Source organism: Shewanella colwelliana (assembly GCF_001735525.1).
GTDB lineage: Bacteria > Pseudomonadota > Gammaproteobacteria > Enterobacterales > Shewanellaceae > Shewanella > Shewanella colwelliana.
Genome location: NZ_MCBT01000033.1, coordinates 25,648 through 46,242, shown reverse-complemented (window position 1 = coordinate 46,242; position 20,595 = coordinate 25,648). Strand labels below are relative to the sequence as shown.

The window sequence follows — 20,595 nt, the reverse complement described above, 5'->3', positions numbered from 1 at the left end:
TAATGCTTAGGCGACTATTAGTAAAATGAATAAATACTATTACCTAAATTCCTTTTTGGCATGAACATTCCAATCAAAACACTGCAGTGCTTTTTGACCCTAGTGGAAACCGCGAACTTTACTCGCGCGGCTGACAAATGCTTTATCACTCAACCCACATTGAGCAAAATCATCCAGCGACTTGAAGAGAATCTCGGCCAACAACTGCTGCATCGCAACAATCAAAAAGTGGAGCTAACCCAAGCTGGCCTTTTACTAGAAAAAAGTGCCCGAGAGATACTGGGTCAATGGCATAGATTGCAAGAAGACTTAAACAACTTAAGTGGCCTTAAATCTGGTCGACTTCGTCTTGGCGTTTGCCCTATGATGAGCAGCCTGATCATTGGCTTGCTGACTGAGTTTCGACAACGCTACCAAGGTATAGAGCTACAGATGTATGAATATGGGGGGTTTGGCTGTGAACAAGCGCTGCTTAGTAACAGTCTCGACATCGCCTTTACCGCTCTACCCACCACCCACGATACCGAATTGGCAAATCAAGCACTAACTCGCTATCCCTTGCTTGCCTGTGTGCCTGAAGGGCATGAATTAGCCAATAAAACATCGATTACTTGGCAAGATTTTGAAGCTTATCCTTTTATTCTTTACAACGAAGATTTCTCACTGGCCAAGCTTATTACCCGCCTAAGTGCTAAAGCAGGCGTCCAACTTAATATCGCCTTTAGAAGCGGTCAATGGGACTTCTTAGGGACCATGGTTGAAGCACAAATGGGCGTGGCTATCTTACCCCAACCCATCAGCAATAAACTGAGCAGCAACAAATTGGTATTTATACCAATGGAGCCCAATCTCACCTGGGATCTAGCGTTAATCTGGCGTAAGGACCTACCACTGACCCCCGCAGCAGAGGCGCTCCTCAGTCTTAGCCAGCAAGCCCACCTTCATCCACAGTGCTCAATTTAGATTCTAGCTCACATCGCCTTTCAATATGGTCACTGCATGAACCTTATAGCGTCGGTGACCTTACAGGTTACAGACGCCAGTTCATATTAGTGAATCTGTGAAAAGAAGGTGTAATAGTCTTCTAAGTGCCAATTTTTGGTTATCTTGCCTTGATGTACTTCATAAATATCCACTGCAGGAAAATCTACAACCTGTCCTGCTCCCTGCTTTTCACCCATTTTGCCGGTGAAGTTACCTTTAAACCGGTAGCGAATGGTTGCATAGTTATCAGAAACTAATAGGTGCTCTACCTCTACATGCAGATTGGGAACAGCCTGACGAAACTGGCTCGATGCCGCTAATACACCAGCAATTCCCGCTTCACGGCCTTCTGGTGGAGTCATATCCTGAAAGTCCTCTAGCAACGCCTTACGCGCAAATTTTGCATCACCGGTATTCCAAAAATTCGCGTAACTCATCGCAGCCTCGGTGACCGTTTTAGCTAAGGGTGATTGCTGGTTACTGACCAATATTTGTGGTGTTAACGGATTTGCAGACACCATGTGAGTGGCAAGTAAAAGCGCCGTCATACCTAATAAATTCGTCATTTTGTTCATCTGTTTAATCCTTATTCATCTCTCGTCAGTAAAGTCATCAACCAGTTTAACCGCACCCTTAATGTCGCTTCTGTTGTGCCATTCCAAATGGCCTCACTTAACGCTGCGCAGTTACTCTCTTGTTAGGGTCAGTATATTTACTCTTATCTATTTTGATAATTGGGCTAAATATGAATTCATTATTAGATAAAACCGAATAGTGGAAAGAGGTGATTGGATGGAATGACAACTCATTACCCCCAATAAATAATGAGTGATATGGATCAGGCATAAATTCCAACCAGGTAAAAGTGCATCGCCATTGCTAAAAATTCAGAGTTTTAATCTAAATAACGATTAACTTTAAAAATATGCCACTATAAAATACGCCAAGCGATATTTTTTTAACTTTATATTAAAACAGCTACTAGCTCTGTTACCCCTTGCAACACCATATTTTCCGCTGCTGCTAAATATGTTTAAAACAGCTGAGCTAACCTGCCCACTTTAACATGTACTAAAGTACCGATAATAAGCCTTGAAGCGATGCATTGATGCCGTTAGGTTGCAAACAGGTCTACTGTTAGACCTGCTAACCCTAGTAACTAAAATAATAAATAGAGATAAGCCAATGAAGATCTATACCAAGCTACTACTGCTGGGTCTGTTTGCTGTCAGCCCATTGTCTTATGCCGCTTCAGGACTCGCGTTCATCCATGGAACTGGCAACCAAACCGATGCACTATCAGATTACTGGACAAGAGACTTTGTCGATTCAGTACGTCAAGGTGCGACGACTCCCAACAACTATGTTGTCATTAACTGCAATTTCGACCAATACATGTGGGAAGATGTTGCCGCTGGGTGCCTTGCGGAGCAGCTCACCCGTTTTATTGATGACAAGGCGATCACCGACCTAACCCTTATCACTCACTCCAATGGTGGTAATGTGGTGCGCTGGGTGTTATCTAACCCAACCTGGGATGGACGTTATCCAAAAATCATCAATGCCATCTCCAGTGTAATTGCCATCGCTCCCTCAAGCGGCGGCACACCGCTGGCCGATGCCGTCAACCAAGGCAATGTATTTGAAACCTCGTTAGGCTGGTTATTGGGTTATGGCAGTAATGCCGTTAAACAGCAGCAAGTTAGTTGGATGAGTTATTACAACAATACCTGGCTCAATGGTACTGCAGGCCGCCCAACATTAGGTAAGCCGTTTGAAGTGATCGTCGGCTCTGATGTGGATTCAGCCTTTTGGGATAGCGACAGTTATTGCGCTGGCTATCAATATCAAGTGGCGCTAGAAACCACCCAAAACTGGCTCGACGATTGCTCAGATGGCTTTCTTGAATGCCAATCACAGAGCGCGGCGGGCACTGTGTGGTTTACCGATAGACAACGCACTGCAGGCAGAGAACCTCTGAGTCATCAGCAAAGCCGCAGAGCATGCTTCAATCTCGACACCATCATCGCCGATCATATTTAGGAGCCAACTGATGAAACAATCAATCCAGCTGGCGAGTTTGTTCGCCATAGCAAGCCTTTTGACAGCGTGCCAATCAGAAGACACCGCCAGCAACGCAACGACGGATAAGCAAGCTAGTGTCATCACCACAGTGCAACTGTTACAGCCAAGTGGCAATGATTTAAGCGTCACAGACATAACAGCAAGTGCATTACCCCCAATTAACCAATCCCATGATGCTATTGGCTTCTCACAGTCTATCGACGCCACACTTAACTTGGTCGCGCCGTCGCTGACACAGCAACAGAACAGCGATCAATATTGGCGCACAGTGAGCGGTGCGCAACTCAACGCAGGTATTAAGCTTGCGATCAGCCAAAGCGAGAGCGTTATTCGCATCGCCCCCCGTGGTGATAATCGTTCAGGCGGACTCATTCACAGCCCCGCTATCGCTCCAGAGCAGTTACGCCTGTATAAGATCAATAAAAACGGCATCGATAGATCAGCCTCCATGATCCACTCAACAAGCGATCCACAAGCCATGGCAACAGCAGGGATTATCGATGACTCCAGCGCACTCACTCTGTCAAAGCAAGCCAGCGCAGGACAATATCAACTGCAGGTCATGCAGCCATTGGCCGCACAAGATAGCTACCTAATTAATGTCAAAGAAAAGGGAAGCCCTTACCAGCTTGAACTGCACGCCCCCGCAACGCTGGCGAGCAGTAATGCCACGCTTAACTTCTCGTTAGCCATCAGCAATAGCGACATCGCGCTGCAGCCAACAGCGACATTAAAGCAGAGTGATGGTCAATATCATCAACTGACTTTAGTTAATGTCGATCAGCAGTGGCAAGCGCAATTGCCAGAGGCATTAACCTTACCCAGCAGCAATCGTGGACTGAGTGAAATACAGCTAGATATCGAAACCCGTATCGACAACAAGCCCGTTATCCGTACCGTCAAAACGGCATTCAAACAGTATGTACCTTCGGCGATGTGGGGTGAGTCAGCTCAGATACATTGGCAACAGCAGTTGCCCGTTAAAGCGATGCTGGATCTACAAATCGCAAATCCTGGACGCTATGAGCTATCGGCCGTATTGGTGGGTACCGACGCGAGCGGTGCTGTCGGCAATATTCTGCGCAGCCAGTCGGCATTGTGGTTAGAGGGAGATGGTCAAGTTAGTCTAATATTTGACCGTGACACTATCATAGCGTCAGGTCTGAAAGCCCCCTTCTTTTTACAGGCGTTGGAGTTAAAAGATCAGGGCCAGATGGCAAGGTTGAGTTACTTGAGCCATGCCGCACAACTATAAAGCCCATTAGTAAAACGCCCTCATTATTGGAGGGCGTTTACTTATTGGCACTTATCTAAATGTCTTGGTGTTTATGTACCTTGCCAAAATCTGCCAAGATGGCATAGGCACACGGAATGATAAACAACACCAGTAAGGTCGATGCAAAAATTCCAAACACTATGGAGACAACCAAAGGCTGTACCACTTGTGCTTGTAAGCTGCTTTCCATCAGCAGTGGTAATAGTCCCGCAGCTGTGGTCAACGAGGTTAAGAAAACCGCACGAAAACGTTCTCGGCTGGCGCTGATCACCGCTTGTTGGACGCTATCGCCCTCATCCACATGGTGACGAATATATTGCACCAAGAGTATCGAGTCATTCACCACGATCCCCGCCAGCGAGATAAAGCCCATTATCGATGGCATCGACAAGTTGTACCCCAACAAAAAGTGGCCCCATAACACACCAATTAATGCCAATGGTATCGCCAGCATCACCACGGTAGGCTCTAAATAACTGCGAAACTGGAAACTCAATATCGCAAACAACCCAAACAGACCAATCATAAAGCCCTTGGCCATTGAACTGCCCGTCTTGGCGGTCTCCTTAGCTGAACCTTCAAAATCGACCCTTAAGCTAGGATATTGAGTCGTCACTTGTGGTAACCACTCAGATTTAACCTTAGCTAAGGTTTCATTGGCATTGGCGCTATGGTTATTCACATCGGCCATCACGGTTACTGTGCGCAAACTGTTGATGCGCTGAATGCGCACATAAGAGCGTTGGTCTTCCAGCTTCGCAATTGCTGACAGTGGCAGTTGGCTGCCATCAGCGAGTATGATGGGGAAATTCGCCAACGCCTGTAAGTCGCCGGCTTGCTTCGTATTAAGACGTACATCAATCTCGATATTTTCCGGCCCAACTTGGATCTCATCGGCGGTTTGACCATAGAAAGCACTGCGCAGCTGTGCAGCCACCAATTGGCCATCGATACCAAAGGTTTCAGCACCGGGACGTAAACTGACTTTTATCTCCTCTTTACCAGGCCGCATGTCATCGAGGATGCCGCTAATCCCATCAAACTGCGCCAAATAAGATTGCAGTGATACCGACGCCTGCTTAAGCGTATCGAGATCATCGCCCTGTAAGCGCACTTCGATATCACGCCCCGCAGGCCCCATGGTTGGCTGTTTATAGACAATCGAAAGCGGTAGCGCCAAGTCGCCACTATTGGTACGCCAATCGGCAATAAAAGCATCGATGAGGGTGTTGCGCGTCTCTGCCGATAGCAGATCTAAGCGCACTGTGGCCACATGTGGTCCCTTCTCTCCCGCATCAGCGTTAAAATTATATTGTGCAGTGATATCTTGTATGAGCTCAACCCCCTCTTCCACCTCTTCACTGTACCTATCACCTGTTAGCTTGGCACTGGCGATTAACTGCTCCACCACCGCTTTAGTTTGATTCAAAGAGGTGCCTGGCGGCAAAATAATCCGGGCTTCAGCGATATCGCCATCGAGCTCAGGAAACGGAACAAACTTAATCGCACCGCCCACCACTAGCGATATTGAGATAAGCAGAATGCCTAACGTTGCGCCAACACTGGCATAGCGCCAACGCACCATAAAGGTGACCATATCTACCAGCTGATTGTTTCTAAAAGACTCAAACTTAGCCAGGAACTTACGCTTAAATTCAAGCGGTTCACGCTCTTTACCAGCATGGGTAAGCGAATGGTTTAGGTGATTGGGTAAAATCAAAAAGGCTTCAACCAAACTCACGGTCAACACCATGATAAGCACAGTTGGAATCGCCGACAGCACTGCGCCCATCTGGCCATCGAGCCCAAGCAGCGCACTAAAGATCAACACAGTCGTCAAAAAGGAGGACACGACGCCTGGCGCCACCTTACTGACCCCTTTGACCACCGCATCACTCGGAGAGAAGCCACGGTCAATGTGCGATGCAATGGATTCCGCAATCACAATCGCATCATCCATCATAATACCGATAGCCATTAGCAGACCGACCAAGCTCATGAGGTTAATGGAGACCCCAAATAGGCTCATCAAATAGAGGCCGCCAAGAAAAGCGACCGGAAGTCCTGCCGATACCCAAAATGAGTAGCGCAATGAGAAAAACAGCCACATGCTAAAGAAGACTAAGATGATCCCCTGCCAACCATTGGTTAGCATCATGTCCAGCCTGTCTTGCAATACCGATGACAGATCATTGGTCATGGTTAAGGTGACACCCTCTGGAGCCCGAGTCTGCTCAAGCGCAATAAACGCATTGACTCGCTCTTTAATCCGCAACGCATCATCGGCCTTATTTTTTTGCACCTTGATTAACGCGGCATTCTTACCGTTAAACTGGATATGCTCTTCATCCAGCTCAAACCTGTCTGTGATGGTGGCAATATCGTCAAGCCGTACCACACTACCATCACTATTGGAGGCTACAATAGTGCGGCCTAGCGCTTGAGGTGTAACTTTGCGCTCATCAAAACGCAGCAAAATATTCTTGTCTTGCAGCTCAATATTACCCGCTGGCATTTTAACATTTTGCCGGCCCACTTTATCTGCCACATCAGCCGCAGTCAGCCCTAGGCGACGCATCGCAATACTATCTAATTCGATACGAAGCTGGTGATCGGAAAAGCCCGCTATCGATACCAAATTGACACCCGCATCGATCTTCAGACGTCGCTTTATATCTTCAGCATAACTTTTTAAATGTGGCCAGCTGGTGTCGGCGACAATCGCAATGTCGACGACCGGCTCCGCCCAATCAAGCTCTTTGACCACAGGGGGTTCGATTTGGGTCGGAAAGTTCTGAATGGCATTAATTTGTGTCTGAACATCAACCAACATCCGCCCTAAATCAGCATTGGACTCGAGCTTAAGTCGCATCGACGCCACGCCCTCTTGGGCATCACACTTCACCTCTTCAATATTGGCTAAACCGTCCACCGCATCTTCCATACGCAGACAAATACTCTCTTCCACCTCGACAGGCGAAGCGCCGGGATACACCACGGTAGCCACGACATAAGGCGGCGCAAACTCAGGAAATGTCTCTCGTTTTATCGACCCCATATTGATCAAGCCCAGCATCAAAAAGGCCAGCATGATCAAATTGGCTAATGTTGGGTGCTTGGTAATATAGGCGATCACAGACTGGCCTCCTTGGTGTCTGCTTGCGCCGCATTGGGCTGTACGACCTTAAGGGACATGCCAGGAATAGCAGGAATGAGATCATTGAGCACTAAACGATCTCCTGTCGCTATCTCCCCATCAATGGCGACTTGTAAGCCATCACGAAATAGCACTTCCACCGGTTTAATTTGCAGTCGGTCATCATTATCCATTAGATAAATGGCGCCGCCATGAAGTGCCTTCTCTGGGATAACAAAGTGAGGTTTTGCCCCGCCAATGATATCCGCGCGGACAAACATCCCCTTAGTTAATGGCGGGCGTGTTAATAGATCCAACTGATGAAAATCTTGCTCCACTTCAAGGTAAACCCCTATCGTGGCTAGGTTTGGATTTACCGTCTCTGCAACGCGTGTCACCTTAGCCGGCCAAGTGAAGCGGTTATTACCTGCCTCAAAAGTAACTTCCGCTTGCAGCTCAAAGCGTTCAATTGAGGGCATATTCATCGTGGCTGATGTGGATAATATGCTACCAACTAAGGTACGCATATCTTGAATAGAGAGCTCGGCCTTAATCTCTGCAGTGCCCAGCTGATGTGCCACCAGCATCACAGAACCTGTGGTCACAACCTGATCTTGTTCAATGTTAACATCTGAGATTCTGGCATCGAACGGCAGGACAACCTTAGTCTGCTCCAGTCGCCGCTGTGCATCAGCCAACAAGGCAATATCCACTTTCTCTTGCGCTTGGCTCACTCGTCGGTCATCGGGCAGCAGCTTTAATGAGCTTTGTAGATCTTCCACTAACTTGGTCTGTACCAGCAAAGATTGCTTTTGATTTTCGACTTCAGAACTTGACACTAGGTCACGCTTTTTAAGGGTAACCTTACGTTGATACTCCTGCTCTGCTAACACCAACTTCTGCTGCTCAATTTTAAGGCTAGTGTTAAGGTTGCGCTCTTGCTGTGCTAGCCGAGTCAACTGGGCTTGCGTCGCATTAAGATTGGCCTGAGCCTGTGCCAACTTAAGCTCGTACTCCAGAGGGTCGATCGCTAACACCTGCGTACCTTTGGCTAGCATCCGCCCCGTTTCTAATTGAGGGTGGCGATAGATAACTTTACCACCCACCTCAGCCATGGCTTGCCAAACATGTTTGGGCTCTACGCGCCCAAACCCTTCGATCCGCGGCGCTAATTCAATCTGCTTAAGCGACAACACTTCAACAAAACGCGCCTTATCGTATCCTTGCACCAGAGAAGGCGAAGGCTTTAACAGTCCCGCAAGAACCAGTACCAACATACCTATGCCGATCCCAACAAATATTAGGCGTTTTTTATTATTCATCAGTGTGGTCCTTTTCACGCAGTAATCCTCTGCGGAGTAAATTGGCATTTTGTTTTGCTAAGGTTTGCAGAAACTCAGGCGTGATCTCAATCCCGACACGCTTTAATAGGTTATCGGGCACCAAAAATGGAAACACCATCATGGCGAAAAAAGACAGTTGCGCACAACGATCATCAATATCATCTTTTAACATCCCTTTGTCTTTCATCCGCTTAAACATGGCAATGTGGTCAAAGTTAACCACCTCATAAAACGCTTTGGTGACCTCTTCATTTTCCGGCAAGCTCTGGTCTAAGCCCGCAATACGGAACATCAGGCGAGGAAAATGAGGGTGTTTCGCCATGATGGTGTAATAGGTTTGCATCAAACTCGCTGGACCGTCAGCTTGTATGTCCAATTTGGACTGATACACCAACTGGGCAACTGGTAGCGCCGTTTCACGGATCATGGCAGAAAACAGACTCTCTTTCGAACCAAAGTAGTATCGGATCAAGCCAGGATCGGTGCCAGCACAGCTCGCTATCTCACGAATGGTGACCTGCGCATAGTCACGCTCAATAAACAGGTTTCGTGCCGCTAAAATAAGCTTATCGCGATTTTGACTATCACCGCTGGGACGACCAACACGCTTTTTCGCTTCTGCCATATTAATTCCTCATTAGAAGAATTAATTTTAGGAAAAGAATGAACAAATTGGCAGCAAAATAATTCCCCCGAAACAGGGGTTATGTAGAATTAACATGGTGCAGTTTTAACGAGAAGGACCGCCTACAGCAGGCTTAACTACCGTAGGCTCAATGACAGACTGGGTGCGACTATCACACAGGATCTTGATGTATCAGCACTTCTACATCTTCAAATAGGTGGCGAACTCTTGCCTCTGCCGCATCAGCAATGGCATGCGCCTCTAGCAAGGTAAGTCGACCATCAAGCTCTAAATGGCACTGCACAAAGGTCGTTTTACCTGACTCTCGTGTACGCAAGTCGTGAAATCCGTTAATACGAGGGTCTTGCTCTAATGCCTGTACGATTTTAAGTTTGGTATCTGCATCCAGTTCTCTATCGAGTAGCGACTGTGCGGAGCGATACCCTAACCCTAATGCTTGCTGACCAATAAACAGCGCAATCAGCACCGCAAACAGGCCATCGGCCCACCACCATCCAAACTGTGATAACACTAAGGCAAGCAACACCGCAGCATTGAGAAAGAGATCTGACTTATAGTGCAGCGCATCGGCCTCAACAACAGTGCTTGAGGTTGCGGCGACTGCACGCTTTTGTAACATCACTAGGGCAAAGGTCAAGATAATTGCGATAACAGAGACCACCACGCCTATCATTGCATGTTGTACAGGTGCAGGATTGATTAAGCGGTCGCCACCATGAAATAGCAACAAAAATGCCGAACCGAGAATAAAAGCAGACTGGGCCAAGGCGGCGAGCGGTTCAGCTTTACCGTGACCATATCGGTGATCTTTATCAGCCGGCACAATGGCATAACGTATCGCTATGAAATTAACAATAGAAGCGAGTGCATCAGCAAAAGAGTCGGTGAGTGATGCCAGCATACTCGCCGAGCCAGAATACATCCACGCCGCTAATTTGATAATAATAAGGGTGAACGCCGTTGCCACCGCTGCGCGGCTTGCCAGCTTCACCCAGAAATCGTATTGGGAAGTGTCTGTCATAGGGTCATATTACTACTAGTTCAGTAGGGGAAGAAACATGACCCAATTGTAACTCAGTTAGTCGCTATGAGCGATCTCCTTTACGTGACCCACGCTGAGCAAAATTCGCTTTAAATTTAGCTTGCTGCTCTGGCGTAAGCAGTTGGTAGATTGCACGCTGCATCTTCACTCTTTCAACGGCAGCTTGTTGACGTTTTTCCTGGCGTGCATCCATCATATTTACCACGTCTGCTTCACTAAAACTGTCGCTAGAGATCATATCTAACATCTGTTGCTGATGAGCCTGACGCACCTCTGCCGATGGACGTTGTGCTGCCCTCTCACTCTTATGTGCTTTCATTAAGCTTTTAATTTCAGTGCGCTGCTGCTCAGTTAAATCTAGGCCACGTAACATCTTGCGCATATCACCATGATGCCCACGATGTTCACCGCGCATCTCATGGTAGCCTTGCCCTTGATTAGATCCATTCTCTGCGCTAACCGTCGGTGCTAACAATACTGCGCTAGTCATTAATGCAAACAATGCGGATTTTACTGTCATCTTGTTCATAAGCTACCTCTTAGCTTTTATAGCGAGTGGAATAGGTAAATAAACTCTTAAGTGAGTTCCAACATGAGCTAGTGTAATCCCTGCAATGTAATCTAGGGTTTGACCTACGTAAAACTGCGTAAAGTTACTGCATCGCCTTCAAAGAACAGCACTTTACGTAGACTTACATTCTATAGACGGCAATTGACATCGAAACAGGTATACTCAAGCTGTTATAGAAAGAGAAGAGAAGTAGTATGAGCCACATTTTGTTAATTGATGATGATCTAGGACTCGCAGAATTGTTGGCACAACTGCTTGAGCTGGAAGGTTTTACACTAACGCTAGCCCATGATGGTCAAACGGGATTACAGCTGGCGCTGACACAAACATTTGATCTCATCTTACTGGACGTCATGCTACCACAACTCAATGGCTTTGAAGTGCTCAAGGCCCTGCGTGCCAAGAAGCAAACTCCGGTATTGATGCTAACGGCTCGTGGCGATGAAATTGATAGAGTTGTCGGCCTAGAAATTGGTGCCGACGATTACCTGCCCAAACCATTTAATGACCGTGAGTTGATTGCTCGCATTAAGGCGATTATTCGCCGCACGCATCAGCAAATTGATGAGCAACAACCGAGTGTGCTCGAATTCGCCGACATTAAGCTAGATCCGAGCCGCCAGGAGGTGATCTGCCAAGAGCAATTACTCATCTTAACGGGCACCGAGTTTAGCCTGCTTTACCACATGATCCAGCATAGCGGCGAAGTATTGAGCAAAGACAGCCTGAGTGAAAAAGTCTTAGGTAAAAAGCTGATGCCATTCGACCGTAGTTTAGATATGCACCTGTCAAATTTACGTAAAAAGCTGCCGGAACGTAGCGATGGTCGTCCACGAGTAAAAACCCTACGTGGCAAAGGATATATCTGGTTAACCTAATGAAAGTTAGTCACTTACCCAACAACATATTTATCAAACTGCTGCTAAGCTTCTGGCTCTGTAGCAGTTTAATTATTGCTACCGTCGGCCTGCTGCCACTGTTGCAGCAAAACCACGATCGGGCCCCAATTCCGCCTCACCTTGTCAACCTGCTCGACAGGATCGCTAAACGGATCCAAGCCAACCCAGAACTGATCACAACCCAACGCGATAGACGCTGGCACAGATTCAGAGAGATGAACAACAAACCTGTTCGCTTTTATCTCGCCAATGCACAGGGGCAGATACTCAATACCGAGCACCCTTCGCGCGCTATACGTCGTTTTATGCTGATGGCCGATGACGCAACCCGCCCTATCAGTCATCAGTTTAAAAGCGAATTACTGTTTGGCCCTCATACGTTTGAAGTCAATGGCGAAAAATACAGTCTTTACGGTCGTCTCGCAGAGATGCACCCTAGGCCGTGGTTTTTCTTTTTTGCCGAAAACATCATCCTAACCTTGGCATTGGCTATTCTTCTCTCTGGCCTGCTGTGTGCCTTGTTGGCTTGGCACCTTGGTAAACCGCTACGGGCCTTAAAGCACAGTGCCGAAGCTGTCGCCAGTGGCGATTTAGGTCACAGGGCCGATAGCAGTACCACTAAACGTAAAGATGAAATTGGCCAGTTGGCTCAATCATTTAATGCGATGGCCGGCGCTATTGAATCTATGGTGAATAGTCAACAAAGGTTGATTAGTGACATCTCCCATGAGCTGAGAACACCACTGACCCGCTTGCAACTGGCATTGGCATTGGCCCGTAAGAAAGGACAAACCTCTACCGAGCTAGAACGCATCAGCTACGAAGCCGAACAACTAGAAGCCATGATTGCCGAGCTACTTGAATTGTCTCGGGTTAAACTCAACCTACATGAAAATAAACATCATTTATCCTTGAGTGAAACCTTAGGGCAAGTGTTAGATGACGCCGAATTTGAAGCCGCCCAACAAGATAAACAGCTCAATATCGACATCGACGAGCAACTCTGTTTTGCCATGACCCCGAGGCCACTGGCTCGAGCCATCGAAAACCTACTGCGTAATGCCATTCGTTATGCCAACCAAAATGTCAGCATTCATGCCATTCAGCACCCTGAACAGATAGAACTTACCATTGCCGATGATGGACCAGGTATTGAAGATGAACGCGACCTACAAGCAATTTTTGAACCCTTCTACCGACCGCAATCAGCAAGGGAAAGAGAATCGGGTGGCTGGGGATTAGGACTCGCAATTGCCAAAGCTGCTATCGACGCCCACAAGGGTAAGATAACAGCCAGCAACCTGTCACCTCATGGGCTAAAAATCACCATCAGGCTGCCGAAATAGCAGCCTGATGGGCTAGTTAAGTCAATCATTATCTGCACCAATCAGGTGGCGGCTGACACTAAGGACCTCTGCAGCGGTTTTACCTAAGGTATAACGCCCAGATAGTGATTGATGTTGATTATAGTCAGCTTGCCATGCACTAAATTGATGATTGATCTGCGCCAATGATTCGACTTTATTCGCCTTAAAATAGGGCTCAAAAAACTCACTATTGGCAAACGTCTGAAATCTTGCCGCTAATCCATTAACAACAGGGCCGTTATACGCCCTCATCTGAATATGGTTAATCTGTTGTTCGCTCAAGAACTGACTAAATTCTTGGCTTTTCTTCCCTGAGAATTCAGGCCCTCTATCTGTCAGAATACTGTTGATGTTAATCGAATTCTCTCGATACCAAGGCAGCACAACCTCACGTAAAAATTGAGCGACACTCGCCGAACTGTTATCCGTCATGACAGTCGATATCGCATACTGACTATACCCGTCCACAAAGGTATGTAGATACAGCTGCCCCAGTGGAGAAATGACACCTAGATCAAAAGTATCTTGTACACATATATCACCAGGATAAAGGCACTCAATATTGGGATCATTAGGATCTTGCTTATAAAGCTGTTCAATGTGCTGCTGATCTAATGGCGCAAACTTCTGGTTTTGCTTGAGCTTATTGTGTAATGCCAATAAACGGTTCTTTTTGGTTTCTAAGTTATGTCGCAGCCAAATAGTTCGAACACCGCTAGCAGAGATACTACAGCCTCTGGCACCGAGTAACTCTGCGACTTTGGCTTGACCATAATTAGGGTAATCCAATGCTATCTCAATAACCTGATCTTCCACCTCTTGTGAGACACGGTTTTTCATCGCAGGCTTTTTCCGCGACAGATTCTTCAACCCTCTCTCACCAACAGTCTCGTATTGCTTTTTGAAGCGATAATAACTGTCCCTGCTATATCCCATAATTTCACAGGCTTTACTGATACTGCCAAGTTCAGTTGCCAATTGTAATAAGGCTAGCTTACTGCGGATTTCATTATTCTTTGCGCTCATAGCAAACTCTCAATAATATTCCATTTCACAATGAAAAGCGGCCTTAGCCAAACACACCATTTGGCGTATAACCCAACCATCTAAACCACGTCTCACCCATCAAAATACTTGTCGCCCAACCGATCAATAACATAGTAAAACCAAATTTAAAGGTATCGCTCAAACTATAATGGTCAGTTGAATACAAGAGTAGCGCTGGCTTACTGTTAAAGGGCAACACATAAACATGTTCAATTAAAAGGGCCACAGGCAACGCCAAACTCATAATCGGAAAGTCAAAGCGTTGTGCAATACCAATAGCTATCGGCACAAACAGCATCGTTCTCATGGTTTTTGACTGAAACACCAACGAACTAAATAGCATGGCTCCAGTGAGTAAAACATAGAACACGCTAAATGGCGTACTTTCATCTAAACCAAAGTATTCTAAACTAAAATTCACTGCTAAATTAGGTAAATCCGTCTGTTTAAACCCCGCCCCTAACGTATAAGCTCCTGCAGAAAACAGTAGTAAGTGCCAGGGCACATCCACTTGGTTCCAATTAACGACACCAATTCTAGGACTTAAAGCGACAATGGCACCAATAAACGCTATTGCGGTTGCACTAACACCATGATACTTATCGGTTGCCCAAAATATTAAGATGGTCACAAAAATCACAAGAGACTTTATCTCTCGTGTCGAGATTGTTCCCATTTTAGCCAATTCTTCTTTTAGGCGATCCATTCCCCCCTCAATTTGCGGCAATCGTTCTTCTTCAGCCAACGGGAAGAAAATTTTGGTGGCAATTAACCAACCAATCACCACCATGCAAATGACAATGGGCATCGCCACTATCATCCAATCGGCAAAGAAAAAGCTGCCGCCGATAGCCCCTGCAATTAAACTCGCCGCTAGGAGATTTGCTCCGGATCCCGTCACAAACGCCCCAGCACAGAGATTTATTTGCAACAGGTTTTGTAAAACTAAATTACGGCCGAAGTTATTCTTGTTATCTCCGCCTTTGGCGCCATAAACCGCTGCTATAACCATAAAAATGGGCATCAAAATCGCAGCTTTGGCGGTGGTCGCCGAGATAAACGCAGACAACGCGAGGTTTATGACCATAAAGCTATAAAAAATTGGCGTAGCACTGGTGCCAAATCGACAAATAAACCATAGCGCGAAACGTTTAGCTGCACCCGATGACACCAACATAGAAGCAAGAATAAAAGACAATATATTCAGCCACATAATTGGATGCCCTAACTGAGCATAGGCAACTTTTTCCGGTAGAACACCCGTTAAGACCATCGCGATGATCACCATAAGCGAGGTCAAATAATTTGGAATAGGCTCTGTTATCCATAAAATCACCGCAGTACAAAAAATGGCCAGCATGGCCTGACCATGCCAACTAAATAACACACCACCAACTTCAGCAAAGTGAGCCGCTGCGGTTTTACTCAGCATGCTCGGATCAAAATCCACCAGAAAACTAAGTGGCTGACTGCTCAGCAACAATACAAATACCGCCGCCGCAATCCAGATACCCGCCCTAGCTAGCCACACTTCAATAGGGCTTTTATGTCTAACGGGTAATTTTTCCATACGGTATTGATTCATATCGAGTGGATCGATTTGGCTCGCCTCCTTTTGTTCCACACTCATGCCCTCTTCTACCTTCGCTTTGTTACTAGGGTTATATCTTACAGCAAGCCCATCGGTTGAATCTTGATGCATATCTAGCGGATTGGCTGCACTAACGTTTCCTTGAGTCATCTAACTGCGCCCTTAAACTGGATAGTGATTAAGCAAACCTTACTCTCATACGCCAAAACAAAACTGGATCCAGATCAACATAAATACATTTTAGTTTTTACATAAAAAGTATCAATACAGGTAAAGCTCAACAACAAAACACAGCAAAACAATTGGAAACAACAACTTGCAAGAATACGTATACAGCGGAAACGGAAAGCTCGTACGATTAGGTTGTAACTAAGTTATTTAAAGTTGATCTAGATCGGTTTATTTTTAGTTTTCTAGGAGTACTGTAAATAGCGTACTTAACCACCTAAAAAACCGTATCAAGGAAGCATTTATGTCAGAACTTAAAATTGGCGAAATTTCAAAGCCTCGTTTCGAATTCCGCACGTTCGGTCAAGATTTTACCGAAGCCGCCCAACGTATGGCACGACTTTCTGTACCGATCCCAGAGAAGGTCTGGCATCGAGAAAGCGACGAAATCTATATTATGTCGCGTACTAATGATCTGAATAATACTAAAATCCGCGACGGCAAAATGGACGTCAAATGCTATGTACAAACCATTGATGGCCTTGAGCAGTGGGACCCGAAACTAAAAGCTGAGTTCCCGATTAGCGCAGCACAATTGATAGAAGAGATATTCCCCGCATTTATGGTCGAACAGCCTGATTTAGATAAAGAGGAGTACACTTTTGACGAATTCATCGCAATCATTGACGCGCATCCAGATCTGCAAGCAGTAAAAATCCACAAAGAGCGTTTTGGCTACATGGTCAACAACACTATCTGTGAAGTGGCCAATGTGCTTGTTAACGGTGCGCGTATTGTTAGCATCAATAGCGAATCAACAGAACTCGAAGATATTCAACAGACAGTCAAAGATGTGAAATTAGAAGGTGTTGAAAACATCAATTACCTGCAAGCGATCAAGCGCGTCATCGGCATGAAAAATTTACCGCTGGCTAATTAATTTTAAGGAAACGGATCATGGCACAAGAAATTGAACGTAAATATTTAGTCAAAAGTGATGAGTTTAAGCAGCAAGCAGCTCGTTCAGTTCGCATCATTCAAGGGTATTTGAGTAGTGTTCCTGAGCGAACCGTTAGAGTAAGAGTTAAGGGTGACAAAGGGTTTCTCACCATTAAAGGGATAGGTAATGAATCGGGGGCTTCACGTTACGAGTGGGAAAGTGAAATCCCAGTCTCCGAAGCACAAGAGTTACTTAAAATTTGCGAGCCGGGTGTGATCGATAAAACCCGTTACTTAGTTGAACATGAGAATCATCTTTTTGAAGTCGATGAATTCTACCAAAGTAACCAAGGCTTAACTGTTGCTGAGGTTGAACTGACAACTGAAGCGCAAACCGTCAACAAGCCAAGTTGGTTAGGTGAAGAGGTCACTGGTGACACGCGTTACTACAACTCAATGCTAATGAAGCAACCTTATACTACCTGGTAACAGTAATAATTATGTTGTCGCTATCGATCGCCGACCAATACCACTTAGCCATTAATGTTGAGCTTGCCGCCACCATTAAAAATGCACGGGTAAAAGTACACTACTTTTACCCGGCACCATTGGCCGATCATAGCGACTTTTTCTCTCCATCCCACTTCTATCAATCCTTATTACAAAAACAATCACTGATAAAAGCGACGCCAATGAACGTCGACTCAGTCAAACGCGACCTATTTACCCTGAGACAAACGGCTTACGCCAAAGCAACCCACAACTCCAACAACTATATTCGCGCATTATCGAACTTCGTCTCAGGCATAAATCAAATGCTATTAACCGCTAGTACTTCACAGTTAGCGCTAGTTGGCGAATTGATTGAATCTTTTCAAGGTATTCATGACAATGAGAATCAACTCACTCATCATAAACGTTTTCAGCTCGCCAACCATCAACTCCTCTATCACTTCCACCAAACGCTACTGCAACACAAACTTAAGGCATGTAAGTCTGAAAAAAGTGATATTGAAAGCAAAATAATCCACACCTGCAATTATGCCAACAAGCACCATATCAAGTTAACCGATAGCAGCGAAGATGGGCAGGAGAAACTCCTGCGTCGTTTGCATATGGGACGTAGGATTATTAACAGCCCCTATAAAGTCCGCTGTAAAAAATTGAATGATGGTGCGGTTGTCGAACAACTCATTTTTGGCTTTGCCGCTGCATTAGCCATGGCATTTGCGACTGGAGTTGCCTTTGCCACTCAAAAAGCCTTTGGCAACTTTTCAACTCCTTTCTTTGTCTCTTTAGTGCTCTCCTACATTTTTAAAGATCGCATTAAAGAGCTGGGTCGCAACTACCTGATGCAGAAATTTTTCTCCCATTTTTTTCAACATCATTACCGTTTCTATACCAATGATGACAACAGCCTCTGCGATCTAAAAGAGACTTACTATAGCCAAAATCGACATCTGTTAAATGAGGAGGTAAAGGCAATTATCAAGCGCGCCAACAATACCGAAAGTAGTCGATTTAATACCGCTTTTGTCCATCAGCGTAGTTATCATTTCACGACAACAAACAACACAAATTCTGAGGAAAAGTTTTTAGATGAACTTACAATAAATTTGAGCAGACCTTTACGAAAACTCCCTAAGGTAATGAGTCAGCACTGGTATGAAAATGAGTCAAATATCAAATATACCAACATCCACAAAGTCAACACGGTACACCTCATTGTGACACTGCAACATGGCGCGCAGGAAACCCATGATCACTACAAGCTTTTTGTGAGCAGAAAAGGAATACACCGCATAGACAAAGTAGATATAAAACATAACATTAAAGGCTAGTTAATCAGAAAGAAAAACCACCTAATCTGACAACATTAACAACTAACACCAGAGTAGCCAACGACACGCTTATACCCTGTGTAAGATAGAAGCTAGGCATCGATTAGCATTTATACATTAGCGCATATCCACCTAAGAAAAAATCAACCACCAAAAAATTAACAATGTGTACGATTTAGTTGTAATTAGTTGACATCGATCATGTTTTTTAGCACATATAAAGCATACTCTTAACACATCAAGTTTAGAAAGCGTTTAACACCAAGTGTATACAATAATAAGTTACCGAAGGAAGCGTATTATGAACAGTAAAAAGATGTTTTCAATCTCACCTATCGCGCTAGCAATTTCCGCCTCAGTGCTATGTTTTTCATCTGCAGTCATGGCGACGGAAACAGATAAGGTCTTAGAGCTAGAAGAACGACTCAATGCATTAGAAATGGAGTTAATTGAAGCCAAAGATGCTGCCAATAAAGTCGACCGCGTTAAATTCTCTAAAGATTCGCCAAGCCCAGCCTTGATCTCCCAAGATGGCCGCTCTACGTTAGAGTTTAAAGCACGTATTCAAGCTGATTACGTCAAAGCTGATGAGCTTTACAAAAATGGCGGTGACTATGTAGAGAGCTTTACCGATGCAAGTATTCGCCGCCTACGTTTTGGCATAGAGGGATACTTTTCAAACTCTTGGGAATATGAACTGGAACTCGATTTCGATGGACTTGCCGAAGTTGAAGTTAAAGATGCCAACGTCACCTATAAAGGCTGGGACAATTCGACCTTAAAACTGGGTTTCCAAAAATATGCCTTTGGTATGGAAGCAACAGGTAGCTCCGCTCACCTTGCCTTTTTAGAGCGCGCATCGACTGATAGTTTCTCTCCAGACAGAGCATTAGGTGTGCAGTGGCGCTATGTGGGTAATAACTACAACCTGCATTTAGGTTATGGCGTGATCACCGAGAATGAGTTTGAAGAAACTGACGATCAAAACCACGCCAAAATGGATATGCTTAACGCACGCTTCACCATGGCGCCGATCAATAGTAATGGTCACTTGCTCCACATTGGTGCGAGCGGACTCTATAACAACCTCAATGATGATGCCGCTAAATCCCTGCGCTATCGTGCGCGTCCAAATACCAAGCCGACAGAGCGTATTGTAGATACTGGCAAGATAAAAGCGGAATCGGGCATTCACTACGGTGCAGAGCTGGCCTATCAATACAGTAACCTATTGTTGCAAGCCGAATACATGACCGCTTCGGTTGATCAAATTGATGACCCGAAAGTGAGTGTTAACTCTTACTATGCACAAGCTGTCTATACCATCACAGGCGAAAAATGGCGTTATAGCGGCAAGAAAGGCACATTCAAAGCTGTTTCTCCCGATAGTCCTATCTCTTCTGGAGGTTGGGGTGCATGGGAAGTTGCCTTGAGAGTTGATCAAGCTAACTTTGATGATGTCGATGCAGGGATCGAAGGCGGTAAGAAAACAGATTACGTACTGGGATTAAACTGGTACTTAGAAGACAACCTAAAAGCCCAACTCAACTACGTACATACCCAGGCCGATTATGTCTCGCCATACACAGATATCAATGGTGTAGAACAATACGATCAAGACGGTAATATTTTCCAAGCTCGCCTACAGTTCGCATTTTAA

General features: G+C 45.6%; 17 protein-coding genes. 9 read left to right on the top strand and 8 right to left on the bottom strand.

The features are described 5' to 3' along the window. Positions 1 to 60: 60 nt before the first annotated feature. Positions 61 to 963 carry a LysR family transcriptional regulator gene (locus tag BEL05_RS10795; protein WP_028762945.1) on the top strand — a complete coding sequence of 301 codons (903 nt, stop codon included), beginning with the start codon at positions 61 to 63 and terminating at the stop codon, positions 961 to 963. Between the two features lie 86 nt (positions 964 to 1,049). Here the strand turns inward: BEL05_RS10795 and BEL05_RS10790 are convergent, their stop codons facing one another. After that, positions 1,050 to 1,559 (bottom strand): ester cyclase, encoded by a 510-nt coding sequence (locus tag BEL05_RS10790; protein WP_139151868.1) that lies wholly within the window; start codon positions 1,557 to 1,559, stop codon positions 1,050 to 1,052. 610 nt (positions 1,560 to 2,169) lie between these two features. Here BEL05_RS10790 and BEL05_RS10785 point away from each other — a divergent pair. Then, on the top strand, positions 2,170 to 3,027 hold the full coding sequence (locus BEL05_RS10785; RefSeq protein WP_069671164.1) for a lipase family protein: 858 nt from the start codon (positions 2,170 to 2,172) through the stop codon (positions 3,025 to 3,027). Between the two features lie 10 nt (positions 3,028 to 3,037). Beyond that, positions 3,038 to 4,324 carry a DUF4785 domain-containing protein gene (locus BEL05_RS10780; protein ID WP_069671163.1) on the top strand — a complete coding sequence of 429 codons (1,287 nt, stop codon included), beginning with the start codon at positions 3,038 to 3,040 and terminating at the stop codon, positions 4,322 to 4,324. A 55-nt stretch (positions 4,325 to 4,379) separates the two neighbouring features. On the opposite strand, the gene BEL05_RS10775 is transcribed toward BEL05_RS10780, so the two are convergent. The 5 genes from BEL05_RS10775 to BEL05_RS10755 form a co-directional block, all read right to left on the bottom strand. Then, complete coding sequence (locus BEL05_RS10775; RefSeq protein WP_028762941.1) at positions 4,380 to 7,481, bottom strand: efflux RND transporter permease subunit; 3,102 nt, start codon at positions 7,479 to 7,481, stop codon at positions 4,380 to 4,382. After that, positions 7,478 to 8,803: an efflux RND transporter periplasmic adaptor subunit gene (locus BEL05_RS10770; RefSeq protein ID WP_069671162.1), complete on the bottom strand. Its 1,326-nt coding sequence runs from the start codon at positions 8,801 to 8,803 to the stop codon at positions 7,478 to 7,480. The genes BEL05_RS10775 and BEL05_RS10770 overlap by 4 nt, the downstream gene beginning before the upstream one ends. Beyond that, entirely contained in the window at positions 8,796 to 9,449 is a 654-nt protein-coding gene (locus tag BEL05_RS10765) for a TetR/AcrR family transcriptional regulator (protein ID WP_028762939.1), read from the bottom strand. Before BEL05_RS10765 ends, BEL05_RS10770 begins: the two co-directional genes overlap by 8 nt. Positions 9,450 to 9,621: 172 nt before the next feature. Then, on the bottom strand, positions 9,622 to 10,491 hold the full coding sequence (gene fieF / locus BEL05_RS10760) for a cation efflux pump FieF (RefSeq protein WP_028762938.1): 870 nt from the start codon (positions 10,489 to 10,491) through the stop codon (positions 9,622 to 9,624). Between the two features lie 64 nt (positions 10,492 to 10,555). Further along, on the bottom strand, positions 10,556 to 11,041 hold the full coding sequence (locus BEL05_RS10755; protein ID WP_028762937.1) for a Spy/CpxP family protein refolding chaperone: 486 nt from the start codon (positions 11,039 to 11,041) through the stop codon (positions 10,556 to 10,558). A gap of 236 nt (positions 11,042 to 11,277) precedes the next feature. On the opposite strand from BEL05_RS10755, the gene BEL05_RS10750 reads away from it, so the two are divergent. Continuing rightward, the gene (locus tag BEL05_RS10750) at positions 11,278 to 11,961 is read left to right on the top strand and encodes a response regulator (protein ID WP_028762936.1); all 684 of its coding nucleotides are present in this window, start codon (positions 11,278 to 11,280) and stop codon (positions 11,959 to 11,961) included. Next, positions 11,961 to 13,328, top strand: coding sequence for an ATP-binding protein (locus BEL05_RS10745; protein WP_069671161.1), 1,368 nt, complete (start codon positions 11,961 to 11,963; stop codon positions 13,326 to 13,328). The genes BEL05_RS10750 and BEL05_RS10745 overlap by 1 nt, the downstream gene beginning before the upstream one ends. A gap of 21 nt (positions 13,329 to 13,349) precedes the next feature. Here the strand turns inward: BEL05_RS10745 and BEL05_RS10740 are convergent, their stop codons facing one another. Beyond that, positions 13,350 to 14,375 carry a helix-turn-helix domain-containing protein gene (locus tag BEL05_RS10740; RefSeq protein WP_069671160.1) on the bottom strand — a complete coding sequence of 342 codons (1,026 nt, stop codon included), beginning with the start codon at positions 14,373 to 14,375 and terminating at the stop codon, positions 13,350 to 13,352. A 43-nt stretch (positions 14,376 to 14,418) separates the two neighbouring features. Further along, positions 14,419 to 16,137, bottom strand: a complete 1,719-nt coding sequence (locus tag BEL05_RS10735; protein ID WP_245686978.1) for an SLC13 family permease — start codon at positions 16,135 to 16,137, stop codon at positions 14,419 to 14,421. A gap of 322 nt (positions 16,138 to 16,459) precedes the next feature. Here BEL05_RS10735 and BEL05_RS10730 point away from each other — a divergent pair, with 322 nt between their 5' ends. The 4 genes from BEL05_RS10730 (at position 16,460) to BEL05_RS10715 (ending at position 20,595) form a co-directional block, all read left to right on the top strand. After that, complete coding sequence (locus BEL05_RS10730; protein ID WP_028762932.1) at positions 16,460 to 17,095, top strand: hypothetical protein; 636 nt, start codon at positions 16,460 to 16,462, stop codon at positions 17,093 to 17,095. 17 nt (positions 17,096 to 17,112) lie between these two features. After that, the gene (locus tag BEL05_RS10725) at positions 17,113 to 17,583 is read left to right on the top strand and encodes a CYTH domain-containing protein (RefSeq protein WP_069671159.1); all 471 of its coding nucleotides are present in this window, start codon (positions 17,113 to 17,115) and stop codon (positions 17,581 to 17,583) included. 11 nt (positions 17,584 to 17,594) lie between these two features. Continuing rightward, positions 17,595 to 18,935, top strand: coding sequence for a hypothetical protein (locus tag BEL05_RS10720; RefSeq protein ID WP_028762930.1), 1,341 nt, complete (start codon positions 17,595 to 17,597; stop codon positions 18,933 to 18,935). A 301-nt stretch (positions 18,936 to 19,236) separates the two neighbouring features. Continuing rightward, a complete protein-coding gene (locus BEL05_RS10715; RefSeq protein ID WP_069671158.1) occupies positions 19,237 to 20,595 on the top strand; it encodes an OprO/OprP family phosphate-selective porin in 1,359 nt (452 codons plus the stop codon).